Genomic DNA, 18,802 nt, shown 5'->3' with positions numbered 1-18,802 from the left:
CGAAACGGTAAAAAAAATATACTGTTTCGGGTTTTTTTTTAAATTATTTTTAATCAATTTACATGATTGTTTAAAAATCCATATAATTAATAAATAGTCTTACTTTTTCAGTAAATCCCCAAAACAGGGCTACACAAAATCCCTATATTGCAAACTTTTAATAAAAAGTAAACGGAAATCATAGCTTTTTATTTAACCATCAAAACCATTATTTCATGCAAGAAGTAGCAGTAGCAGCCATAGAACAAACAGAATTAATTTCAGCAATTGACACTGTTTGGGTGTCTATTTGTGCAGCAATTATATTTTTAATGGAAGGTGGTTTTGCCCTTTTAGAGGCAGGATTTGTGCGTTCAAAAAATGCCATGAGTATTATAGCAAAAGTTTTTATTGACATCACATTTGGTGGCTTAGCATTTTATATAATAGGATTCGGAATTGCCTATGGAGCATCTAATGGATGGTTTGCTTTTGATACAGGAATTACTGATGGTGATTTAGGATTAGGATTAACCGTTTCTAATAAATTATTTTGGTTTATTCAACTAGGCTTTGCCATAGCAGCTATATCAATAGTTTCTGGTGCAGTTGCTGAAAGAATGAAAGTTTGGGCTTATGCACTTTATGTTATTATTTTTTGTGCCGTATTATATCCTTTAGCAGCTAATTGGGTATGGAACCCAAATGGCTGGTTAGCTATAAGAGGTTTTAACGATTTTGCTGGTTCTGCAGCCGTTCATGCTATGGGTGGATTTGCTGCTTTAGCCGCAGCAATTGTTCTTGGCCCAAGACTAGGTAAATATGATAAAAATGGTAACGCAGTAGCTATTCCTGGACATAATTTACCTCTAGCCGCTGTGGGTGGTTTTATTCTTTGGTTTGGTTGGTTTGGATTTAATCCAGGATCAACTTTAGGAGCTGTTGGAAACTGGGAATTAATTGGAACCATTGCTACAAATACATTTTTAGCATCTGCCGCTGGTGGAGTTTCAACCATGTTTTATACATACTTTAAGTACGGACAAATTGATATTACAATGACTATAAATGGTGTATTAGCCGGTCTAGTGGCAATTACTGCTGGTTGCAATGTTATGGATTCTGGTTCAGCAATAATTATAGGATTAATTGCAGGTATTTTAGTAGATATGGCAGTATTATTTATTGACAAAACAAAAATAGATGACCCTGTTGGAGCTATAGCTGTTCACGGTGTTAATGGATTATTTGGAACTATAGCAGTTGGATTATTTGCTTCGGAAGATGGTTTGTTTTTTGGAGGTGGTACAGAATTATTACTTACACAAGCCATTGGTGTACTTGTTATTGGTTCTTTTTCTTTTATTATTACTTTTATTATAATGAAGGTTATGAAAAAGACTATTGGTATTCGTGTAAATCGTTCTGAAGAAAACGCGGGTATTGATGCCGTTTCATTTGGTGTGGAAGCTTACACTACTTTCGAATAAATAATCATAAACTAAAAACTTAAAATTAAAAAGATGAAAAAGGTAGAAGCCATTATAAGACCATCAAAATTAAAAGCTGTACAGCGCGGACTAAAAGAAGCTGGCATCCCATGCTTAACAGTAATCCCTGTAAAAGGAACTGGGCTACAAAAAAGCTACTCTGAACGCTACCGAGGTACTGAACAATCTATGATTATGAAAACACGAATAATGATTATGTGCATAGTAAGTGATGATAATCTAGAAAAGTGTATCGATACTATTTTAGATAATAGCTCAGAAAGTAGTGTTGGCGATGGTAAAATATTTATTTATAATGTAGAAGAGGCCATAAGAATTAGAACGAGAACTAGAGGAGCTGAAGCTATTAAGTAATTAATTTACTGCTAACCTAGCAAGTATAGGTTCATGATCGGAAAGTTTTAAATTAAAATTTTGGTGAGATAAAACTTCTATATCATTATCTACTAAAATAAAATCTATCCTAAATGGATAGTTAAATAGCGGGTAAGTGACTCCTAAACCGAAACCTGCCTCTATAAAAGAATCCTTTTTATTATTTTTTAAATAATTATAGTTTTTTGAATATTGGGTACTATTAAAATCCCCAGCAAAAATAACTTTCCCTTTAAATGTTTTTGCATGGTTAAGAATAATTTGAACCTGCTTTTCTTGTTTACTTTGAGCTGTATTAACCTTATTTACTAGCATGTTAACTCCTTGAGGATTAAAATTTGACTTACTAATTTTTAATAAATAAGATTGTAAATGAATATTGTAAACCCTAACAATTTCATTTTTTATATTAATATCTGAGTAAATAGCTAAGTTCCTAGTATTAGGAAAATCAACATACCCTTTACTAACAATTGGATATTTAGAATAAATAACTTGCAAAGACTTTTCAAAATTTGGTCTGTAACCAATAAATTGATAGGGATATAAGGGAAAACTTTTTAATTCAAATTTTGAAAACTCTTGAAAACTTATAATATCAGGATATTCGTTTTTAACAAAATCTATTATTTTTTCACTATTTACAGAATTCCTAACATTATGGCTTGCTCCAAATGCCCTGGAATTAAATGTCATAAAACTGAAAACATTTTCCTTGTTTACATCACGTTTACCATTAAATTGTAATGGTGAGCTAAAAAAAATAAAATATATGAATAAGCTTAATAAAGGGAAATAACTATAACCTCTATGTTTTATAAACCAATAAAACATAAAAAGTGTATTGATAATCAGTAATATTGGAGCTATTAATGAAAATAAAAAAGCAAAAAAGTTTAATTTAAAATTACAAATGATGCACCCTACCATCAAAAGTATTGAAGAAATATAAGTAAGCAGCATACTAATCTTACTTCTTCCAGATACTTTTTTAGAAGTTTTATATTTCATCATTTAAAGAAAACCTATTTAACCTTATTTTTTAAAACAGGGTGATTTGCCCCTCATCATCAATATCAGTATCCTCATTTGATTCAGGTTCATTCTTTGAAGTCTTATCATTTTTATTTTCCAAAAATGCAGATGGCACTTCTTTTTCATCAACAACTTCTAAATCATCAGCATGTACTTCTTCTGGGGCTTCATAAGGTAGTGGCTCTAAAAGATTTACTTGGTTTACCTTATCTTTAGTTAATTGATTTCCTAATGCGTTTATCCCTTTAATAGTAATGAATTCCTCAAGATTAATTTCTAAATTACCTTTACGGTCTTTACCCCGTTCTTTTGAAAAAACAATTTCTGCCATAGGCTTCCAATCTGTAGAAACAATTTCTAATTGTGAATTAGAGTGTTCAGATATAAAAGACTCTTCTCTGCCTTCTTGCTCTATAAGAAAACGTTTTACATAATAAAGTTCTTTTTCACCATTAAAGTAAATAGCCGATATTGGTTTTTTAGGTATCCACTTTTCCATTACAATCATATCATCATCAAAATGCATCGTCACCTCTGGTGTAACCGTTTTAAGCATTCCCGACTGATTGATTATTAATAATTTGTCTTCGCCTCTAAACTCTCCTATAAGCTCTCCTCTACCATCAACATTTAAACGCTGGACTGTATCATCAAACCAAATTTTTCGAGGTTTTAAGGTAGATACCCCTTTCTCTTTAAGTTCAACACGTTTTACAGGATATTTAGTAACCAAATTACCTTTTGAAGTTCGTGCTTTAATCAAAATATCAGCAAAATCAATATCCCATTTTAGTTTTTTAATACTTCCTGCTTGCCTTAAATTAATGGATACAACTTCTGCTTCTCCATTAGGATTAGCTGAGAAATATAAACTAACAGAGCCTTTATTACCATTGGTTAAATCGTACTCTCTGTCTCTAGTCATACTAGTAACAGCAAAACGTTTAATGTATGAAGGTCCTTTTTTACCATCACGATAAATCATGTTGTAAATGGTACGCTTATCTTTCTTTTTAAAGACCGCTACATGAATAATATCTTTTCCGATAAATGTTTTAGAATCGACTTTAGTAACCATCATTTTACCTTCTTTGGTAAATACAATAATATCATCTATGTCACTACAATCGCATACGTACTCGTTTCTTCGTAAGGATGTACCAATAAAACCTTCTTCACGATTTACATATAACTTAGTGTTTCTGATTACCACTTTTGTAGCGTCAACATCATCAAAAGTTCTAATTTCAGTTTTACGTTCTCGTCCTTCTCCGTATTCTTTTTTAAGCCTTTGAAAGTAAGTAATAGCATAATCAATAAGATTTGCTAAGTGATGTTTTACTTCGGCTATTTGATCTTCAAGGGCATCAATTTTTTGCTGCGCTTTATCAATATCAAATTTAGAGATACGTTTTATGCGTATTTCTGTTAAACGTGTAATATCCTCAGTAGTTATCGCTCGTTTTAAATGTTTTATATGAGGTTTTAAACCTTTATCAATTGCAGAAATTACACCTTCCCAAGTTTCTTCCTCTTCAATATCGCGGTAAATTCTATTTTCAATAAAAATGCGCTCTAAAGATGCAAAATGCCATTGTTCTTCAAACTCACCTAATTTAATTTCTAATTCTTGTTTAAGAAGTTGAACCGTATTATCTGTTGAACGACGGAGCATTTCAGTAACTCCTATAAATAAAGGTTTATTATCTTCAATAACACAGCCTAATGGCGAAATAGATGATTCACAACTTGTAAAAGCATAAAGCGCATCTATAGTTTTATCTGGAGATAATCCTGATGGAAGATGCACTAGTATCTCAACTTCAGCTGCCGTATTATCCTCTATCTTTTTAACCTTAATTTTACCTTTATCATTCGCTTTTAAAATGGAATCTATTAAAGAAGATGTTGTTGTTCCAAAAGGTAATTCTGTAATAACTAAAGTATTCTTATCTAACTGAGAAATCTTAGCTCGAACACGAACTTTGCCACCTCTATTACCATCATTATAATTTGAAAAATCTGCTATTCCTGCAGTTGGAAAATCTGGCAAAATAGTAAAACGTTTTCCTTGTAAATGTTTGATGGAAGCATCAATAAGTTCAATAAAATTATGAGGTAAAATTTTAGTTGATAACCCTACAGCTATACCTTCGCCACCTTGAGCTAAAAGCAACGGAAACATGACTGGTAAGTTTACTGGCTCTTTACGCCTACCATCATAACTTGCTTGCCATTCAGTGATTTTTGGATTAAAAACCACATCCATACCAAACTTAGAAATACGAGCTTCAATGTAACGAGAAGCAGCTGCACGATCACCAGTTAAAATATTTCCCCAGTTTCCTTGGGTATCAATCAATAAATCTTTCTGGCCTATCTGCACCATTGCATCAGCAATACTTGCATCTCCATGTGGATGGTATTGCATAGTATGACCTACAATATTGGCTACTTTATTATAACGTCCATCATCAAGATCCTTCATAGAATGCATAATGCGGCGTTGCACAGGTTTAAAACCGTCTTCTATAGCTGGTACAGCTCGTTCTAAAATAACATACGATGCATAGTCTAAAAACCAATCTTTGTACATACCAGTAACTCTGGTTATGGTTTCTTGAGGCTCGTTTTGATCGTTTGTTAATTCGTCGTTTTCTTCGTCTATCATAAGTTATGATACTTTCTCATCTTCAATTAAATCTAATTCCACTTTTAGATTATCAATTATAAATTCTTGTCGTGTTGGTGTGTTTTTACCCATATAGAAAGATAATAACTCTTCAATAGACATATTATCATCTAACATGATTGGGTCTAAACGAATATCATCACCAATAAAATGTTTGAATTCGTCAGGTGATATTTCACCTAATCCTTTAAATCTAGTTATTTCTGGTTTAGGTTTTAACTTTTCAATAGCATTTCTTCTTTCCTCTTCAGAATAGCAATAAATGGTTTCCTTTTTATTTCTTACACGGAATAGTGGCGTTTGCAAAATATATAAATGTCCTTCTTTTATTACTTCAGGAAAAAACTGCAAAAAGAATGTAATTAATAGTAAGCGAATATGCATCCCATCAACATCGGCATCTGTAGCAATTACCACATTATTGTAGCGTAAATCTTCTAGAGATTCTTCAATATTTAGAGCAGCCTGTAATAAATTAAACTCTTCGTTTTCGTAAACAATTTTCTTTGTTAATCCGTAACAGTTTAATGGCTTTCCTTTTAAACTGAATACTGCTTGTGTATTAACATCTCGAGATTTTGTAATACTACCAGAAGCCGAATCTCCCTCAGTAATAAATAAGGTGGTTTCAAGATTCCTTTCGTTTTTAGTATCTCCAAAATGTACACGGCAATCGCGTAATTTTTTATTATGAAGGCTTGCCTTTTTTGCTCTGTCTTTTGCTAATTTTCTAATACCAGAAAGTTCTTTTCGCTCACGTTCTGCTTGAAGAATTTTACGCTGAATCTTTTCAGCGGTATCTGCATTTTTATGCAAATAGTTATCTAGTTTGGTTTTTAAAAAGTCGTTGATATAAGTTCTTACCGTTGGTAAGTCTCCTCCCATATCTGTAGATCCTAGTTTTGTTTTTGTTTGACTTTCAAAAACAGGCTCCATAACTTTTATAGCAATGGCACTAACTACAGACTTTCTAATATCTGAAGCATCATAATTTTTTCCATAAAACTCACGAATGGTTCTCACTAAAGATTCTCTAAAGGCATTTAAATGGGTTCCTCCTTGGGTTGTATTTTGTCCGTTTACAAAACTATTATACTCTTCGCTGTATTGTGTTTTACTGTGTGTTAAAGCTACTTCAATATCATCACCACGTAAATGAATAATTGGGTATAGCAAATCTGTTTCAGCAATTTTTTCAGCTAGTAAATCTTTTAATCCGTTTTCACTATAGTATTTTTCACCATTGAAAACTATAGTTAATCCTGGGTTTAAATACACATAGTTTTTGAGCATTTTTACAACATACTCACTCCTGTATTTATAATTTTTGAAAATAGTTTCGTCTGGCACGAATGATACCTTGGTTCCTTTTCTTCGAGTAGTATCATCAAGTAAATCTTGATTAGTCAAATTTCCTTGTTCGAATTCCGCAGAAGCGGACTTACCATCTCTGTTAGATTCTACTCTAAAATAATTGGAAAGCGCATTTACTGCCTTTGTTCCAACACCATTTAAACCAACCGATTTTTTGAAGGCTTTGGAATCATACTTACCACCAGTATTCATTTTTGAAACCACGTCTACCACTTTCCCTAACGGAATACCACGACCATAATCTCTAACAATAACTTTACTACCTTGTATAGAAATATCAATAGTTTTGCCGGCTCCCATCACATACTCGTCAATGGAATTATCTAAAACTTCTTTAAGGAGAATATAAATCCCATCATCTGGAGAAGACCCATCACCAAGTTTTCCAATATACATTCCTGGACGCATACGGATATGCTCTTTCCAATCTAATGAACGTATATTATCTTCGGTATATTTGGTTTGTTCAGCCATAAAAAAGAGTGTGATTTAATGCTTTCTATTAGTAAAAATAGAACATAGCATGCTAATATAGCACAACCTTTCAAAAAATAAAATAGCTAGCTAACAAAGTAATTAACAATGACTATTCTATTTTGTTGAGAACATTTAACTAAGACTTACCCGTCTTATTTAAAGACACTAGTAATATACCTAATATAACTACCAAAGCACCAAATAGTTGTAGTAAAGTCAGTCTTTCATTTAGAAAAATTGCAGCTAGAATTATAGTAGAAATTGGACCTACTCCTGCTACAATTGCAAAATTTGAAGAACTAATCATTTTAATTGAAGCTGACACTAAAAACGATGGAATTACGGTTGCAAATACAGCAATTAAAAAACCTAAGCCATAAACTTCCCAAGAAAAGCTAAAAAGGTTTATTTCGCTAATTAGACTATAATGAACAAACACACAAATGCATGATATAATCATAGCGTAAGCTGTAAATTTCATGATGCCAAATTTTGGAATTAACCAACCACTCCCCACTAAATAAGAGGCATAGGTTATAGCACTTAATAATATGAAGAATCCTCCTAAATAAGTGCCTTGACCAGAAATGGCGACTTCGTTTGAAAACGCAATGATAATTCCTAAATAGGTTAGCCCAATGGCGCCCGCTTGAATTTTAGTTATAGGCTGTTTTAAGAAAATTTTATTTAAAAGAAGTACTATGGTTGGATATAGAAATAAGATGATGCGTTCTAGACTTGCTTTTATATAAGTAAGCCCTACAAAATCAAAATAGCTTGCTAAATAGTAACCTACAAATCCGAAAAACACAAGCCATAGATAGTCTTTTGAATTTGGTTTATCTAATGATTCTTGATTTCTATAGATGTATGCAATAACAATATAGAATGGAAAAGAAAACAACATGCGTAAAAGTAAAATACTAATAACATCAACCTTATAATTATAGGCTAATTTTACCATTACTGCTTTTGAGGAAAATAGAACAATTCCTAAAATACCAATACCTATTCCATACCAAAATTGCTTTTTTGACTGCATGAAACAAAAATATAAAGGTAATTTTTACGAGTATTGAATAAAACGTTTATATTACGATGCCCAACGTTACTATTCTTCTTTTAGAAATTTAAGAACTAGGATGGTTTAAAGCTGAATAAGCTCTTGTCTAGAAAGTTTTAGAGATTTGAGTCTATCTTTACAAATTTTTTCAGCTTCTTTTTTCAATAATTTATTTCTAGTTTTTAATAGCTTTTTCATATAACGCTTCAAAAATAGAATATTAGCCGTTTGCCCTAAAAGGCCAAAAGGAGATTCAAAATGGAACTTATCAATCATTAAAGTTTTATCATCAACTTTATAAAAAATATGTTCATGTCTAAAAGATTTAAAAGCCCCCAACACCATTTCATCTACAAAGTAATTTGGGCTTTCAAATTCTGTTATTTTTGATGTTAGATGTTGAACAAAACCTAAATGCTTAGCCTCCCAGCTTACCCACTCACCAAGTTCAATTAAACCTGTTGTTTTTCCAGCTATAGCAATTTCGCCTGTATGCTTCAAAGATTCTTTGTGAATATCAATATTCCTAGCCAAATCAAAACAGGTTTTGACGTCACAATCTATTCTAGTATGAATTTCAATTAAGGGCATTTTTATATAACTGTCTTAATTATTTGCACCGAAAATAAATAAAAACTTACATAATTACAATGTTTTATTATAAAGTTTGCTAAAAAAAGCTACACATTAAACAAAAAATGCATTACATCGCCATCTTTAACGACATAATTTTTACCTTCTACCCGCATTTTGCCTGCTTCTTTTACTTTAGCTTCGCTTCCATAACTTATATAATCATCATAAGCAATAACCTCAGCACGTATAAATCCTTTTTCGAAATCTGTATGAATTACACCTGCAGCTTGTGGTCCCGTTGCACCTATATCGATAGTCCAAGCACGAACTTCTTTTACACCTGCAGTAAAATAGGTTTGTTGGTTAAGTAACTTATACGCAGAACGAATTAATTTTGCAGAACCCGGCTCATCTAAACCTATATCTTGCAAAAACATTTGGCGTTCTTCATAATCATCTAATTCATTAATATCAGCTTCTGTACCAACTGCTAAAACTAAAACCTCAGCGTTTTCGTCTTTAACAGCTTCTTTCACTAATTCTACATAATCGTTTCCTGAAATAGCTGCACCTTCATCTACATTACAAACATACATAACAGGCTTATCTGTAATAAACTGAGAGGGTTTTACGTAATCTGCATAATCCTCTTCAGAAAAATCCAAAGCTCTTACCGAAACGCCAGCCTCTAAATTTTCTTTTATTTTTAATAAAACTGCTTCTTCTTTTTGAGCTTCTTTATTCCCTGTTTTGGCAGCACGTTTAACTTTATCTAACTTCTTTTCAGCAGTTTCTAAGTCTTTTAGCTGTAATTCCATATCGATAGTTTCCTTATCACGAATAGGGTTTACATTGCCATCAACATGCACTATATTATCATTATCAAAACAACGTAAAACATGAAGAATGGCATCAGTCTCACGAATATTAGCTAAAAACTGATTCCCTAAACCTTCGCCTTTGCTAGCACCTTTAACTAATCCAGCAATATCAACAATCTCAACAGTTGCGGGTAAAACACGTTCTGGATTTACCAAAGACTCTAATTTTTCTAATCGCGGATCTGGCACATTTACCACACCAATATTAGGCTCTATTGTACAAAACGGAAAGTTAGCACTTTGCGCTTTTGCATTTGATAAACAATTAAACAACGTTGATTTTCCTACGTTTGGCAATCCTACAATACCTGCTTTCATAATTAAATATTTTGCGAGTGCAAATGTAGTTAATAAAAAAGAATTTTGGGTCTAAATTTAGTATTGCCGTCTTCGGGTTATTTTAATTTAAAAATTTAAGTTTCCTTTAATAAAACGAAGTAAACTAACATAATTAAAAGTTAAATCGATAACCTAACTCTTTAATCTTTGTAACATTATTTAACTTCACTCGTTTAAAAAATATAAATCATCATCAAAAAAATGAATATTAAAATTACACTCATTTTATTGCTTGCGAGTTTTACTGTTTTTTCTCAAAATATAACAGCAAAACTTATTGATAAAAGCACAAAAAAACCAATTCCGTATGCCACTATAAAAACTGGCGATTATTCTGGTGTTATTTCTAATGACGATGGATTTTTCACTATTAATTCTGAATACGGCAACAAAAGCTTAACCATTTCATGTATGGGGTATCAAAATAAAATTATGACTATTCACGAATTAAATCTTTTAAAGCATATTATTGAATTAGATGTAGCCATAAATCAACTTGGGGAAGTTTACATTAGCAATAAAGCTGCAAATGCTGATTCTATAATTACAAAAGTTAAAAACAAACTAGCTATAAATTATAGTTCTAATTTAAATAAACATAGTGTATTTAGAAGAACTACAGACTATGTAGATTTTAAAAGTTTAGAATTTGAAATTGAAAAAGCATCACACGTTAAGAAAAGAAATCTTGAATCTGTTAATGAAGATTTACAAGCGCTATCCAACAAAATAAAAGAAAGTAATATTGTTCAATTTGATGATTTTAAAGGAGAATTTTATGCCTTTAATAAAGACAGTAGTAAACTTAAAGTAAACAAAGCAACACAGTTACTAGATTATAAAAATGATTTCTCTGTAGAACAAATACAGGAAAAAGCACAACATATTATTTTAAAATATCTTGATACCACCAAAACTTATAAACTTAAAACTGGGATTTTTAAAATTGAAGACTCTCTATCTCTAAAAGATGAAAACCAAGAAGAACGAAATAAACATGAATACAAAGTGTCTCATTTAAATCATGCAACACGAAAACTTTTAAGGCATTCTCAATTTTATGAAAACTCATTTTTAGACAAACTTTTAAGCTTTAATTTATACGAATACACTTATGAAGACACGGCATATAACAATAACGAATTAACCCATATTATAAGCTTTACACCAAAAAGAGGAAAAGCAAAATATACTGGTCAATTGTTTATTAGTAATAATACCTATGCCATAACAAGGGTAGACTACAAATACTATAAAAACAGACATGGCGAAAAGGTAAACCTAAAACTTATTTTAGGCGTTAAATACATTGGAAATGTTAGTACAGGAACGCTTTTATTTGCAAAAGATAGTAGCAATATTTATAATCCAAAATACTTAAAACGTACTACAGGAAGCTATTTTTATATAAACAGAGATGTTAAGTTTATTGAAAATAGCACAGCGCGAAACAAAGTGAGTTTTAGTTTTAAAATTGAAGGCGATAACCAAGAAAAAGAAGAGCTATTATTTACTGCAAATAGCAAACTGAGTTTACAAGATTTTGAAGGTATAATAGAAGATTCTGTTGTGCCTTACAAACAATTAAGCAAGTTTGAAAAAACCATTTGGGACAATGAACAGATTATTGAACCTACTTTGGAGATGAAGGCCTTTACCACAAATTAATTAGTTCTATTTGATGTAAACTGTTTTTGTTAGTGTAGCTCTTCCCCAGTTATAATTAGGCGGATTTGCATCCCACATATTAAACCTATAATTATGCGTAATGCCACTTCTAAGTTGTTCAATATAACCATTTAGCGTATAAGTAATAGTCCTAACCGCTGCTGCACTCGCAAGGTTTTCTGTATAAACATTAGAAATAGTAATCATGTTAGCTGTCTCTTCTTGATTATCACTATTATTTAAAACTGAAAATTTTCTAGATCCTGATGGAGCTTCTACCCCATCTTTTAAAAATCTAATTCCATAATATCCTACTGGTTCTGTAAAAGAGGCAAGCCCCATTGGTACTGAATAATTCATAATTATTCTAGCTTCTACATTGGCAGGTATAGTAACTACTATAGAAAGTCCTAAATCAATATTGTTAACAATGATATCGGCACTTGTGCTATAATTTACTGGAACTACAGCAACTTGTGAATCTACATCCCACAATACAAAATTTTGTGATTTAGATATATTTCCGTCTGCATCAGCTGTTAAAACACTTGTAGCTAAGTTATTTATTGGCAAATTTCTAATCCTCAATTCGCCATTAACATCTAAATCTTTTGTAGGGTCTGTTGTATTAATACCAATTTGAGAGAAACTCAGATTGCAAAAACAAAGTAAAGTAAAGTAAAGTAAAGTAAACTTGTACATCATAATTAGGTAGGTTTGGTTATAATAGTTTTTAAATTAAATTCAAAAAAACTTTGATTAACTCTAAGCATAAGAGAGTAAGGAAGTTACAATTCACTTAGCAAATATAAACAAAAAAAGTACAGACGAAACATAGATAATAAAAACTAGAATTCTACCTTCTTCTAATTAGTATTAACCATAAAAAATCCCAAGCCAAAGCTCAGGATTCATTTTATAATTTAATATCGCTTATCGATTCTACTATCCTTCAGGATGCATAAATTTTTGTTTAGCCAGTAACTCTTCTTCTGTTTCAACAACATCTTCATCAGGTATACAACAATCTACAGGGCAAACCGCTGCACATTGTGGCTCATCATGGAAACCTTTACATTCTGTACATTTATCTGGTACAATATAGTAAAGCTCATCACTTACAGGCTCTTGTGCTTCATCAGCATCAACTTCTTTACCATTTGTTAAAACCACAGTACCTTCTAAACTCGTACCGTCTTTATAGCGCCAATCATCAGCACCTTCATATATTGCTGTATTTGGGCATTCAGGTTCGCAAGCACCACAATTTATACATTCATCTGTTATTATAATTGCCATAGTAATTTTTTATCTTTTAAAATTTAAGAACTCTATTGAGATTCCGTAAATTTGCAGTTGCAAAAATAAAGCCAAAACCATTCATAACCAAATTAAGGATGCAATTACAAGAAAGAATTGATGCTTTTGTAAAATTAGGAGATTTTTTAAGGCAATTTTCTAACGAAGTTATCCAAAAAGCAGATAATATTGAACATAACGAGTTATTCTTTGATGGCTTTAAACACCAGCTAAAACTAGCGAAAGAGAGTAACGGTTGGTTTACTGAAGAGAATATTAGCTTTGCATTAAAGTCGTGGTCTGATGCATTAACATTAAGCAATCTTAATACTTGGCTAAAACCATATACTATTAATAATATAGACTCTAAACAAGTTGCAATTATTATGGCTGGTAATATTCCTTTAGTAGGATTTCATGATTTTTTATCAGTACTAATTTGTGGTCATTCTGTTTTGGTTAAACAATCCTCAAACGATAAGCACTTACTACCCTATTTAGCTAAGTACTTAGAGTTTATTGAACCTCAGTTAAAAGGAAAAATAACTTTTACTGATGCCAAAATTGAAAATTTTGATGCAGTTATTGCCACCGGGAGTAATAATACAGCACGCTATTTTGAATACTATTTTAAAGGAAAACCATCTATTATTAGAAACAACAGAAATTCTGTAGCTGTTTTAACTGGAGAAGAAACAACTGAAGATTTAAAAAACTTATCAGAAGACATTTTTAGATATTATGGATTAGGCTGTAGAAATGTATCAAAACTCTTTGTACCAAAAGGTTATGATTTTAAAGTGTTTTTTGAAGCCATTTACCATTGGCATCCCATTGTTGAAAAAGCAAAATATGCCAACAATTACGACTATAATAAAGCTGTATACTTAATGAGCGAATTTGACATGCTCGAAAATGGTTTTTTCATGATTAAAGAAGATAAAAATTTTGCATCACCTATAGCAACAATGTTTTATGAATACTATGAAAACGCATCAAAATTAAAAGAAACTTTAGAAGTAAAAAAAGAGCAAATTCAATGCATTGTTTCACATGGATTTATAAAAAAAGAAATTGCATTTGGAGCTACACAAAAACCTCAACTTTGGGATTATGCGGATGATGTAGATTCTGTTGAATTTTTGTTAGCAATTTAACGAAAAAATTATTGAATTTTTAACGCATATTACCCAATTAATTAGCAACTTTGTATCTTAAATTTTTATCATAGAAAATGAAAATACATAACTTTAGTGCAGGACCGTCTATTTTACCACCAGAAGTATTATTAAAAGCTTCGCAAGCTGTTGTAGATTTAGATAATAGTGGTTTATCTTTAATCGAAATCTCTCACAGAAGTAAAGCCTTTGTAGATATTATGGAAAATGCTAGAGCACTCGCTTTAGAATTACTTGGTTTAGAAGGAAAAGGTTATAAAGCTTTGTTTTTACAAGGTGGAGCTAGCACACAATTTTTAATGGTAGCTTTAAATTTATTAGAAAAAAGAGCAGGTTATTTAAACACAGGTGCTTGGGCTGCAAAAGCCATTAAAGAAGCTAAAATATACGACGATATTTATGAGGTTGGCTCATCAAAAGATGCTAACTATAATTATATTCCAAAAGGTTATGAAATCCCTGAAGATTATGATTACTTTCACTGTACTTCTAACAATACCATTTTTGGTACACAAATGAAATCATTTCCAAAAACCAACATCCCAATGGTTTGCGATATGAGTAGTGATATTTTTTCTCGTACTTTAGATTACTCTCAGTTTGATTTAATATATGCAGGTGCTCAAAAAAACATGGGCCCTTCTGGAACCACTTTAGTAATTGTAAAAGAAGATATTTTAGGAAAAGTATCTCGTAAAATTCCATCAATGATGGATTACAAAATACATATTGATAAAGGGAGCATGTTTAATACACCTCCTGTATTTCCAGTTTATACTACCATGCTAACTTTAGAATGGCTAAAAGGTCTAGGAGGAATCGCTGCTATTGAAAAGGAAAATGAAAAGAAATCGCGTTTAATGTATTCTGAAATAGACTTAAATCCATTATTTAAAGGATTTGCATCTAAAGAAGATAGATCAGACATGAATGCCACATTTACCTTAGAAAACGATAACCTAAAAGACACATTTGAAACAATGCTTAAAGAAGCAGGAATTAGTGCTGTAAACGGTCACCGTAGTGTTGGTGGTTATAGAGCTTCTATGTATAACGCTCTGCCATTAGATAGTGTAAAAGCATTAGTGGAAGTAATGAGTGAATTAGAAAGTAAAGCATAAAAATTCGCAGTAAGCAGCATCAGTTAACAGTTGCTTACTCAAAAACAATTAAAATTTAATTTAAAGTTGAATAACTAATCGTTCGCAGAACTTTTAACTTTTTAACTTATAACTTATAACTTATAACTTATATAATGAAAGTATTAGCAAACGACGGAATTTCTCAAAGTGGTATTGATGCCCTAGAAAAAGGTGGTTACGAAGTAAGCACTACAACCGTAGCGCAAGAACAATTAATAAACTACATTAACGAAAATGACATTTCAGTTTTATTAGTACGTAGTGCAACCACAGTACGTAAAGATTTAATTGATGCATGCCCAGGATTAAAAATAATTGGTCGTGGTGGCGTTGGCATGGATAATATTGATGTAGAATATGCTAGAGAGCAAGGGCGCAGTGTAATTAATACGCCGGCAGCATCTTCACATTCTGTTGCAGAATTAGTATTTGGACACTTATACGGTTTAGCTCGTTTTTTACATAACGCAAATAGAGAAATGCCTCTTGAAGGAGATAGCAATTTTAAAGGCTTAAAGAAAGCTTATGCTAAAGGAACTGAACTTAAAGGCAAAACTTTAGGTGTGTTAGGTTTTGGTCGTATTGGTCAGGCTACAGCTAAAGTAGCTCTAGGAGCCGGTATGAAAGTAGTTGCCTTTGATCCGTTTTTAGAAAATGCTAACTTAGAATTAGATTTCTTTGATGGTCAAAAAGTAAACTTTGATATTAAAACCATTTCTAAGGAAGACGTTTTAAAACAAGCAGACTTTATTACATTACACGTTCCTGCTCAAAAAGATTATGTTATTGATGAAGCTGAATTTAACATAATGAAAGATGGTGTAATTTTAGCAAACGCAGCTCGTGGTGGTGTACTTAATGAAGTAGCACTTGTAAAAGCAATAGAAAGCGGAAAAGTAGCAAGAGCCGCTCTTGATGTTTTTGAAAAAGAACCAAAACCAGAAATGCAATTATTAATGAATCCTGCCTTATCATTAACACCACATACTGGTGCAGCAACTAACGAAGCACAAGACAGAATTGGCACAGAATTAGCATCACAAATTATCAGTATCTTAGGGTAAGTGATTCCCGATTTCGAGAGAATGACAACTTAAAAGAAAAACTCAATTAAAAAATTGAGAAACTCTTTTTCAAACAAATTGTGACCTAAATATAATTATTGAGTCCTAACTATATAAGTTGGGACTTTTTTTGTACATTCAGCTTCCAATTTTATTAAATTTTATTAATTAATTCATACAACAAACATGGCAGGAATTTTAGATTTATTAAACAGCGACATAGGAAAAACTATTATTAGTGGAGTAGCAGGTTCAACAGGACAAGACAAAGGAAAAACAGGAGGCTTATTAAGTATGGCTTTACCCGTTTTAATGAAAGCTATGGAACGTAATGCATCCACACCACAAGGGGCTGAAGGATTAATGGGGGCCATTAGTGGAAAACACAACGGAAGCATTTTAGATAATCTTGGTGGCTTATTTGGTGGCGGCGTTGACGATGGTATAAAACAAGACGGTAGTAAAATATTAGGTCATATATTAGGAAATAAACAAGCTGGTGTTGAACAGGTATTAGGGCAAAAATCTGGCATGGATACTGGCGCTGTTGCAGATGTATTAAAAGTTGCTGCGCCAATACTAATGGGCGTTTTAGGAAAACAAGCTAGCCAAAACAATGTAAGTTCTGCTGGAGATTTAAGCGGACTACTTGGTGGATTACTTGGTGGAGCTAGTCAAAGCGGTCCAGTTACTCAAGAGCAAACTTTTCTTGAAAAAATGTTAGATAGCGATGGTGATGGTAGCGTTATTGATGACGTTGCAGGAATGGTTTTAGGTCAAGCAACAAAAGGAAAAGGTGGTCTTGGCGGTTTGCTAGGTGGTCTTTTTGGAAAATAACTTTACACATAAATAAAATTAAAAAGAGCTAAACTTATGTTTGGCTCTTTTTTGTTAAAAAAAGCTCAAATTCAATATTTTAGGAATAGTTTTTGTAAATTTATTAAGTAAGCAATACTTTTTACTCATTGAAACTAGTAGTTAACTTATTCCTTATTTTTAAACTTGGTGATATAGCATACTTTTGAAAAAGAAAAGCAACAATCATGAAAAAAATAATTTACATCTTACTGATTTCCGTTTTTTTATTCAACTGTAATACATCAAAAAATACAGCATCAAAAAAAGATGAACGTTTAGAAAGTTTAAAGCAAAATGATACCGTAAAAATTGCAAATGAGGACATTGAATATGAAATCCTAATTATTGAACCAGGCTTTAATTTCTGGTTAGCAAGTACAGCAAGACAAAGAGGTTACTACTCCCAGCAGTTCCTAGAAAACAGGAATAGATTATATGTTATTGAATGGAACCAACGTGTACTTCAACCCCAACGCTATAGTCCAAATTTATATGAATTACAAATTGATTACCAACAAGGTATAGATTATGGCTATGAGGTTAATTATGTGCTTTACAACTACTTTATTTACTTTCAATTAACCTATAAACAAAGATTAGGGGGTTTTGTTCCTAGAATTTAATTTTAATTTAATATTTTTGCAAGCAAATTGCTAGAGTGAAAAAGCTAAAAGAACGTTGGGGAATAGAATCCAATTTGCAGATTATTTTAATACTGATTGTTTTTGCAATAACTGGTTCTACAGCCTCTTATATTGGAAAACCAATACTTTCTAGCCTTAACATAACACCAGAAACTTTTAGTACGCCTGGATATTGGATAGTTAGAATTCTTATTCTATTTGTAATGTATCAATTTCTATTAGTATTTTTTGGCTGGGTATTTGGTCAATATAAATTTTTCTGGACATTTGAAAAGAAAATGCTTGTAAGATTAGGCTTTAAAAGATTCTTAGATTAATTGGAGAAACAACAAAGACATATTATATTTAGAATAGTTTCTACACTAATTGTAGTGATTCTTCTAATCCCTTCAGGTATAAAGCTTATACATGTTTTCGAACATGAAAACCATCCTCAATGTTCAAATATTGATACTGATAATTTTCATGAATGTGAAGTAGATTGTGTGCTTCTTAAATACAGTCTTCAACACCATAATTTAAAATCTCAAAATTATAATATAAGTATTTATTTAATCAATAATTTTGAAATTCCATCCGCAACATATGGTTTCTTTTATAACCATCGCGTTTTATCTTTCTCTCTAAGAGGCCCTCCTACTCTAGTT

17 protein-coding genes are annotated in these 18,802 nt (G+C 31.6%); 9 read left to right on the top strand and 8 right to left on the bottom strand.

The genetic code is table 11. The features are described from left to right. The first annotated feature begins 215 nt into the window (after positions 1 to 215). Together Q0870_RS13480 and Q0870_RS13475 are read left to right on the top strand one after the other, a co-directional pair. Entirely contained in the window at positions 216 to 1,469 is a 1,254-nt protein-coding gene (locus tag Q0870_RS13480) for an ammonium transporter (protein WP_298556177.1), read from the top strand. 33 nt (positions 1,470 to 1,502) lie between these two features. Beyond that, positions 1,503 to 1,844, top strand: a complete 342-nt coding sequence (locus Q0870_RS13475) for a P-II family nitrogen regulator (protein ID WP_298556175.1) — start codon at positions 1,503 to 1,505, stop codon at positions 1,842 to 1,844. Here Q0870_RS13475 and Q0870_RS13470 read toward each other — a convergent pair whose 3' ends face one another. The 6 genes from Q0870_RS13470 to ychF all read right to left on the bottom strand — a co-directional run bounded on the left by Q0870_RS13470 (position 1,845) and on the right by ychF (position 10,281). After that, positions 1,845 to 2,879 carry an endonuclease/exonuclease/phosphatase family protein gene (locus Q0870_RS13470; RefSeq protein ID WP_298556173.1) on the bottom strand — a complete coding sequence of 345 codons (1,035 nt, stop codon included), beginning with the start codon at positions 2,877 to 2,879 and terminating at the stop codon, positions 1,845 to 1,847. Between the two features lie 28 nt (positions 2,880 to 2,907). After that, a complete protein-coding gene (locus Q0870_RS13465) occupies positions 2,908 to 5,571 on the bottom strand; it encodes a DNA gyrase/topoisomerase IV subunit A (protein ID WP_298556171.1) in 2,664 nt (887 codons plus the stop codon). 3 nt (positions 5,572 to 5,574) lie between these two features. Then, positions 5,575 to 7,440, bottom strand: coding sequence for a DNA topoisomerase IV subunit B (locus Q0870_RS13460; protein ID WP_298556169.1), 1,866 nt, complete (start codon positions 7,438 to 7,440; stop codon positions 5,575 to 5,577). Between the two features lie 139 nt (positions 7,441 to 7,579). Continuing rightward, entirely contained in the window at positions 7,580 to 8,485 is a 906-nt protein-coding gene (locus Q0870_RS13455) for a DMT family transporter (protein ID WP_298556167.1), read from the bottom strand. Positions 8,486 to 8,590: 105 nt separating this feature from the next. Then, positions 8,591 to 9,097, bottom strand: a complete 507-nt coding sequence (locus Q0870_RS13450; protein ID WP_298556165.1) for an SRPBCC family protein — start codon at positions 9,095 to 9,097, stop codon at positions 8,591 to 8,593. 89 nt (positions 9,098 to 9,186) lie between these two features. Then, complete coding sequence (gene ychF / locus Q0870_RS13445; RefSeq protein ID WP_298556163.1) at positions 9,187 to 10,281, bottom strand: redox-regulated ATPase YchF; 1,095 nt, start codon at positions 10,279 to 10,281, stop codon at positions 9,187 to 9,189. A 222-nt stretch (positions 10,282 to 10,503) separates the two neighbouring features. Between ychF and Q0870_RS13440 the strand changes: the two genes are divergently transcribed. Next, a complete protein-coding gene (locus Q0870_RS13440) occupies positions 10,504 to 11,970 on the top strand; it encodes a carboxypeptidase-like regulatory domain-containing protein (RefSeq protein ID WP_298556161.1) in 1,467 nt (488 codons plus the stop codon). A gap of 6 nt (positions 11,971 to 11,976) precedes the next feature. Here the strand turns inward: Q0870_RS13440 and Q0870_RS13435 are convergent, their stop codons facing one another. Next, positions 11,977 to 12,675 carry a hypothetical protein gene (locus tag Q0870_RS13435; protein ID WP_298556160.1) on the bottom strand — a complete coding sequence of 233 codons (699 nt, stop codon included), beginning with the start codon at positions 12,673 to 12,675 and terminating at the stop codon, positions 11,977 to 11,979. Positions 12,676 to 12,915: 240 nt separating this feature from the next. Beyond that, positions 12,916 to 13,269 carry a 4Fe-4S dicluster domain-containing protein gene (locus Q0870_RS13430; RefSeq protein WP_298556158.1) on the bottom strand — a complete coding sequence of 118 codons (354 nt, stop codon included), beginning with the start codon at positions 13,267 to 13,269 and terminating at the stop codon, positions 12,916 to 12,918. A 98-nt stretch (positions 13,270 to 13,367) separates the two neighbouring features. On the opposite strand from Q0870_RS13430, the gene Q0870_RS13425 reads away from it, so the two are divergent. The 6 genes from Q0870_RS13425 (at position 13,368) to Q0870_RS13400 (ending at position 18,472) form a co-directional block, all read left to right on the top strand. Next, the gene (locus tag Q0870_RS13425; protein ID WP_298556155.1) at positions 13,368 to 14,426 is read left to right on the top strand and encodes an acyl-CoA reductase; all 1,059 of its coding nucleotides are present in this window, start codon (positions 13,368 to 13,370) and stop codon (positions 14,424 to 14,426) included. Between the two features lie 77 nt (positions 14,427 to 14,503). Continuing rightward, the gene (serC, locus tag Q0870_RS13420; protein WP_298556153.1) at positions 14,504 to 15,568 is read left to right on the top strand and encodes a 3-phosphoserine/phosphohydroxythreonine transaminase; all 1,065 of its coding nucleotides are present in this window, start codon (positions 14,504 to 14,506) and stop codon (positions 15,566 to 15,568) included. Between the two features lie 134 nt (positions 15,569 to 15,702). Next, positions 15,703 to 16,653 (top strand): D-2-hydroxyacid dehydrogenase, encoded by a 951-nt coding sequence (locus Q0870_RS13415; RefSeq protein WP_298556151.1) that lies wholly within the window; start codon positions 15,703 to 15,705, stop codon positions 16,651 to 16,653. 186 nt (positions 16,654 to 16,839) lie between these two features. After that, a complete protein-coding gene (locus tag Q0870_RS13410; RefSeq protein WP_298556149.1) occupies positions 16,840 to 17,490 on the top strand; it encodes a DUF937 domain-containing protein in 651 nt (216 codons plus the stop codon). A gap of 206 nt (positions 17,491 to 17,696) precedes the next feature. Continuing rightward, positions 17,697 to 18,134, top strand: a complete 438-nt coding sequence (locus Q0870_RS13405; protein ID WP_298556147.1) for a DUF6146 family protein — start codon at positions 17,697 to 17,699, stop codon at positions 18,132 to 18,134. Positions 18,135 to 18,169: 35 nt separating this feature from the next. Next, entirely contained in the window at positions 18,170 to 18,472 is a 303-nt protein-coding gene (locus Q0870_RS13400; RefSeq protein ID WP_298556145.1) for a DUF6787 family protein, read from the top strand. Positions 18,473 to 18,802: the final 330 nt, after the last annotated feature.

The sequence above is a fragment of the uncultured Algibacter sp. genome (assembly GCF_947487575.1).
In the GTDB taxonomy this organism is placed as follows: domain Bacteria; phylum Bacteroidota; class Bacteroidia; order Flavobacteriales; family Flavobacteriaceae; genus Algibacter_B.
This window is presented reverse-complemented; position numbering and strand designations above follow the sequence as displayed.

Excerpts from the sequence above, each read along its gene's own strand:
- Q0870_RS13450 (WP_298556165.1), bottom strand. The coding sequence starts at position 9,097 with ATGCCCTTAATTGAAATTCATACTAGAATAGATTGTGACGTCAAAACC.
- Q0870_RS13480 (WP_298556177.1), top strand. The coding sequence starts at position 216 with ATGCAAGAAGTAGCAGTAGCAGCCATAGAACAAACAGAATTAATTTCA.
- Q0870_RS13410 (WP_298556149.1), top strand. The coding sequence starts at position 16,840 with ATGGCAGGAATTTTAGATTTATTAAACAGCGACATAGGAAAAACTATT.
- Q0870_RS13435 (WP_298556160.1), bottom strand. The coding sequence starts at position 12,675 with ATGATGTACAAGTTTACTTTACTTTACTTTACTTTACTTTGTTTTTGC.
- Q0870_RS13470 (WP_298556173.1), bottom strand. The coding sequence starts at position 2,879 with ATGATGAAATATAAAACTTCTAAAAAAGTATCTGGAAGAAGTAAGATT.
- Q0870_RS13405 (WP_298556147.1), top strand. The coding sequence starts at position 17,697 with ATGAAAAAAATAATTTACATCTTACTGATTTCCGTTTTTTTATTCAAC.
- Q0870_RS13465 (WP_298556171.1), bottom strand. The coding sequence starts at position 5,571 with ATGATAGACGAAGAAAACGACGAATTAACAAACGATCAAAACGAGCCT.
- serC (WP_298556153.1), top strand. The coding sequence starts at position 14,504 with ATGAAAATACATAACTTTAGTGCAGGACCGTCTATTTTACCACCAGAA.
- Q0870_RS13475 (WP_298556175.1), top strand. The coding sequence starts at position 1,503 with ATGAAAAAGGTAGAAGCCATTATAAGACCATCAAAATTAAAAGCTGTA.
- Q0870_RS13430 (WP_298556158.1), bottom strand. The coding sequence starts at position 13,269 with ATGGCAATTATAATAACAGATGAATGTATAAATTGTGGTGCTTGCGAA.
- Q0870_RS13440 (WP_298556161.1), top strand. The coding sequence starts at position 10,504 with ATGAATATTAAAATTACACTCATTTTATTGCTTGCGAGTTTTACTGTT.
- ychF (WP_298556163.1), bottom strand. The coding sequence starts at position 10,281 with ATGAAAGCAGGTATTGTAGGATTGCCAAACGTAGGAAAATCAACGTTG.
- Q0870_RS13460 (WP_298556169.1), bottom strand. The coding sequence starts at position 7,440 with ATGGCTGAACAAACCAAATATACCGAAGATAATATACGTTCATTAGAT.
- Q0870_RS13415 (WP_298556151.1), top strand. The coding sequence starts at position 15,703 with ATGAAAGTATTAGCAAACGACGGAATTTCTCAAAGTGGTATTGATGCC.
- Q0870_RS13455 (WP_298556167.1), bottom strand. The coding sequence starts at position 8,485 with ATGCAGTCAAAAAAGCAATTTTGGTATGGAATAGGTATTGGTATTTTA.
- Q0870_RS13425 (WP_298556155.1), top strand. The coding sequence starts at position 13,368 with ATGCAATTACAAGAAAGAATTGATGCTTTTGTAAAATTAGGAGATTTT.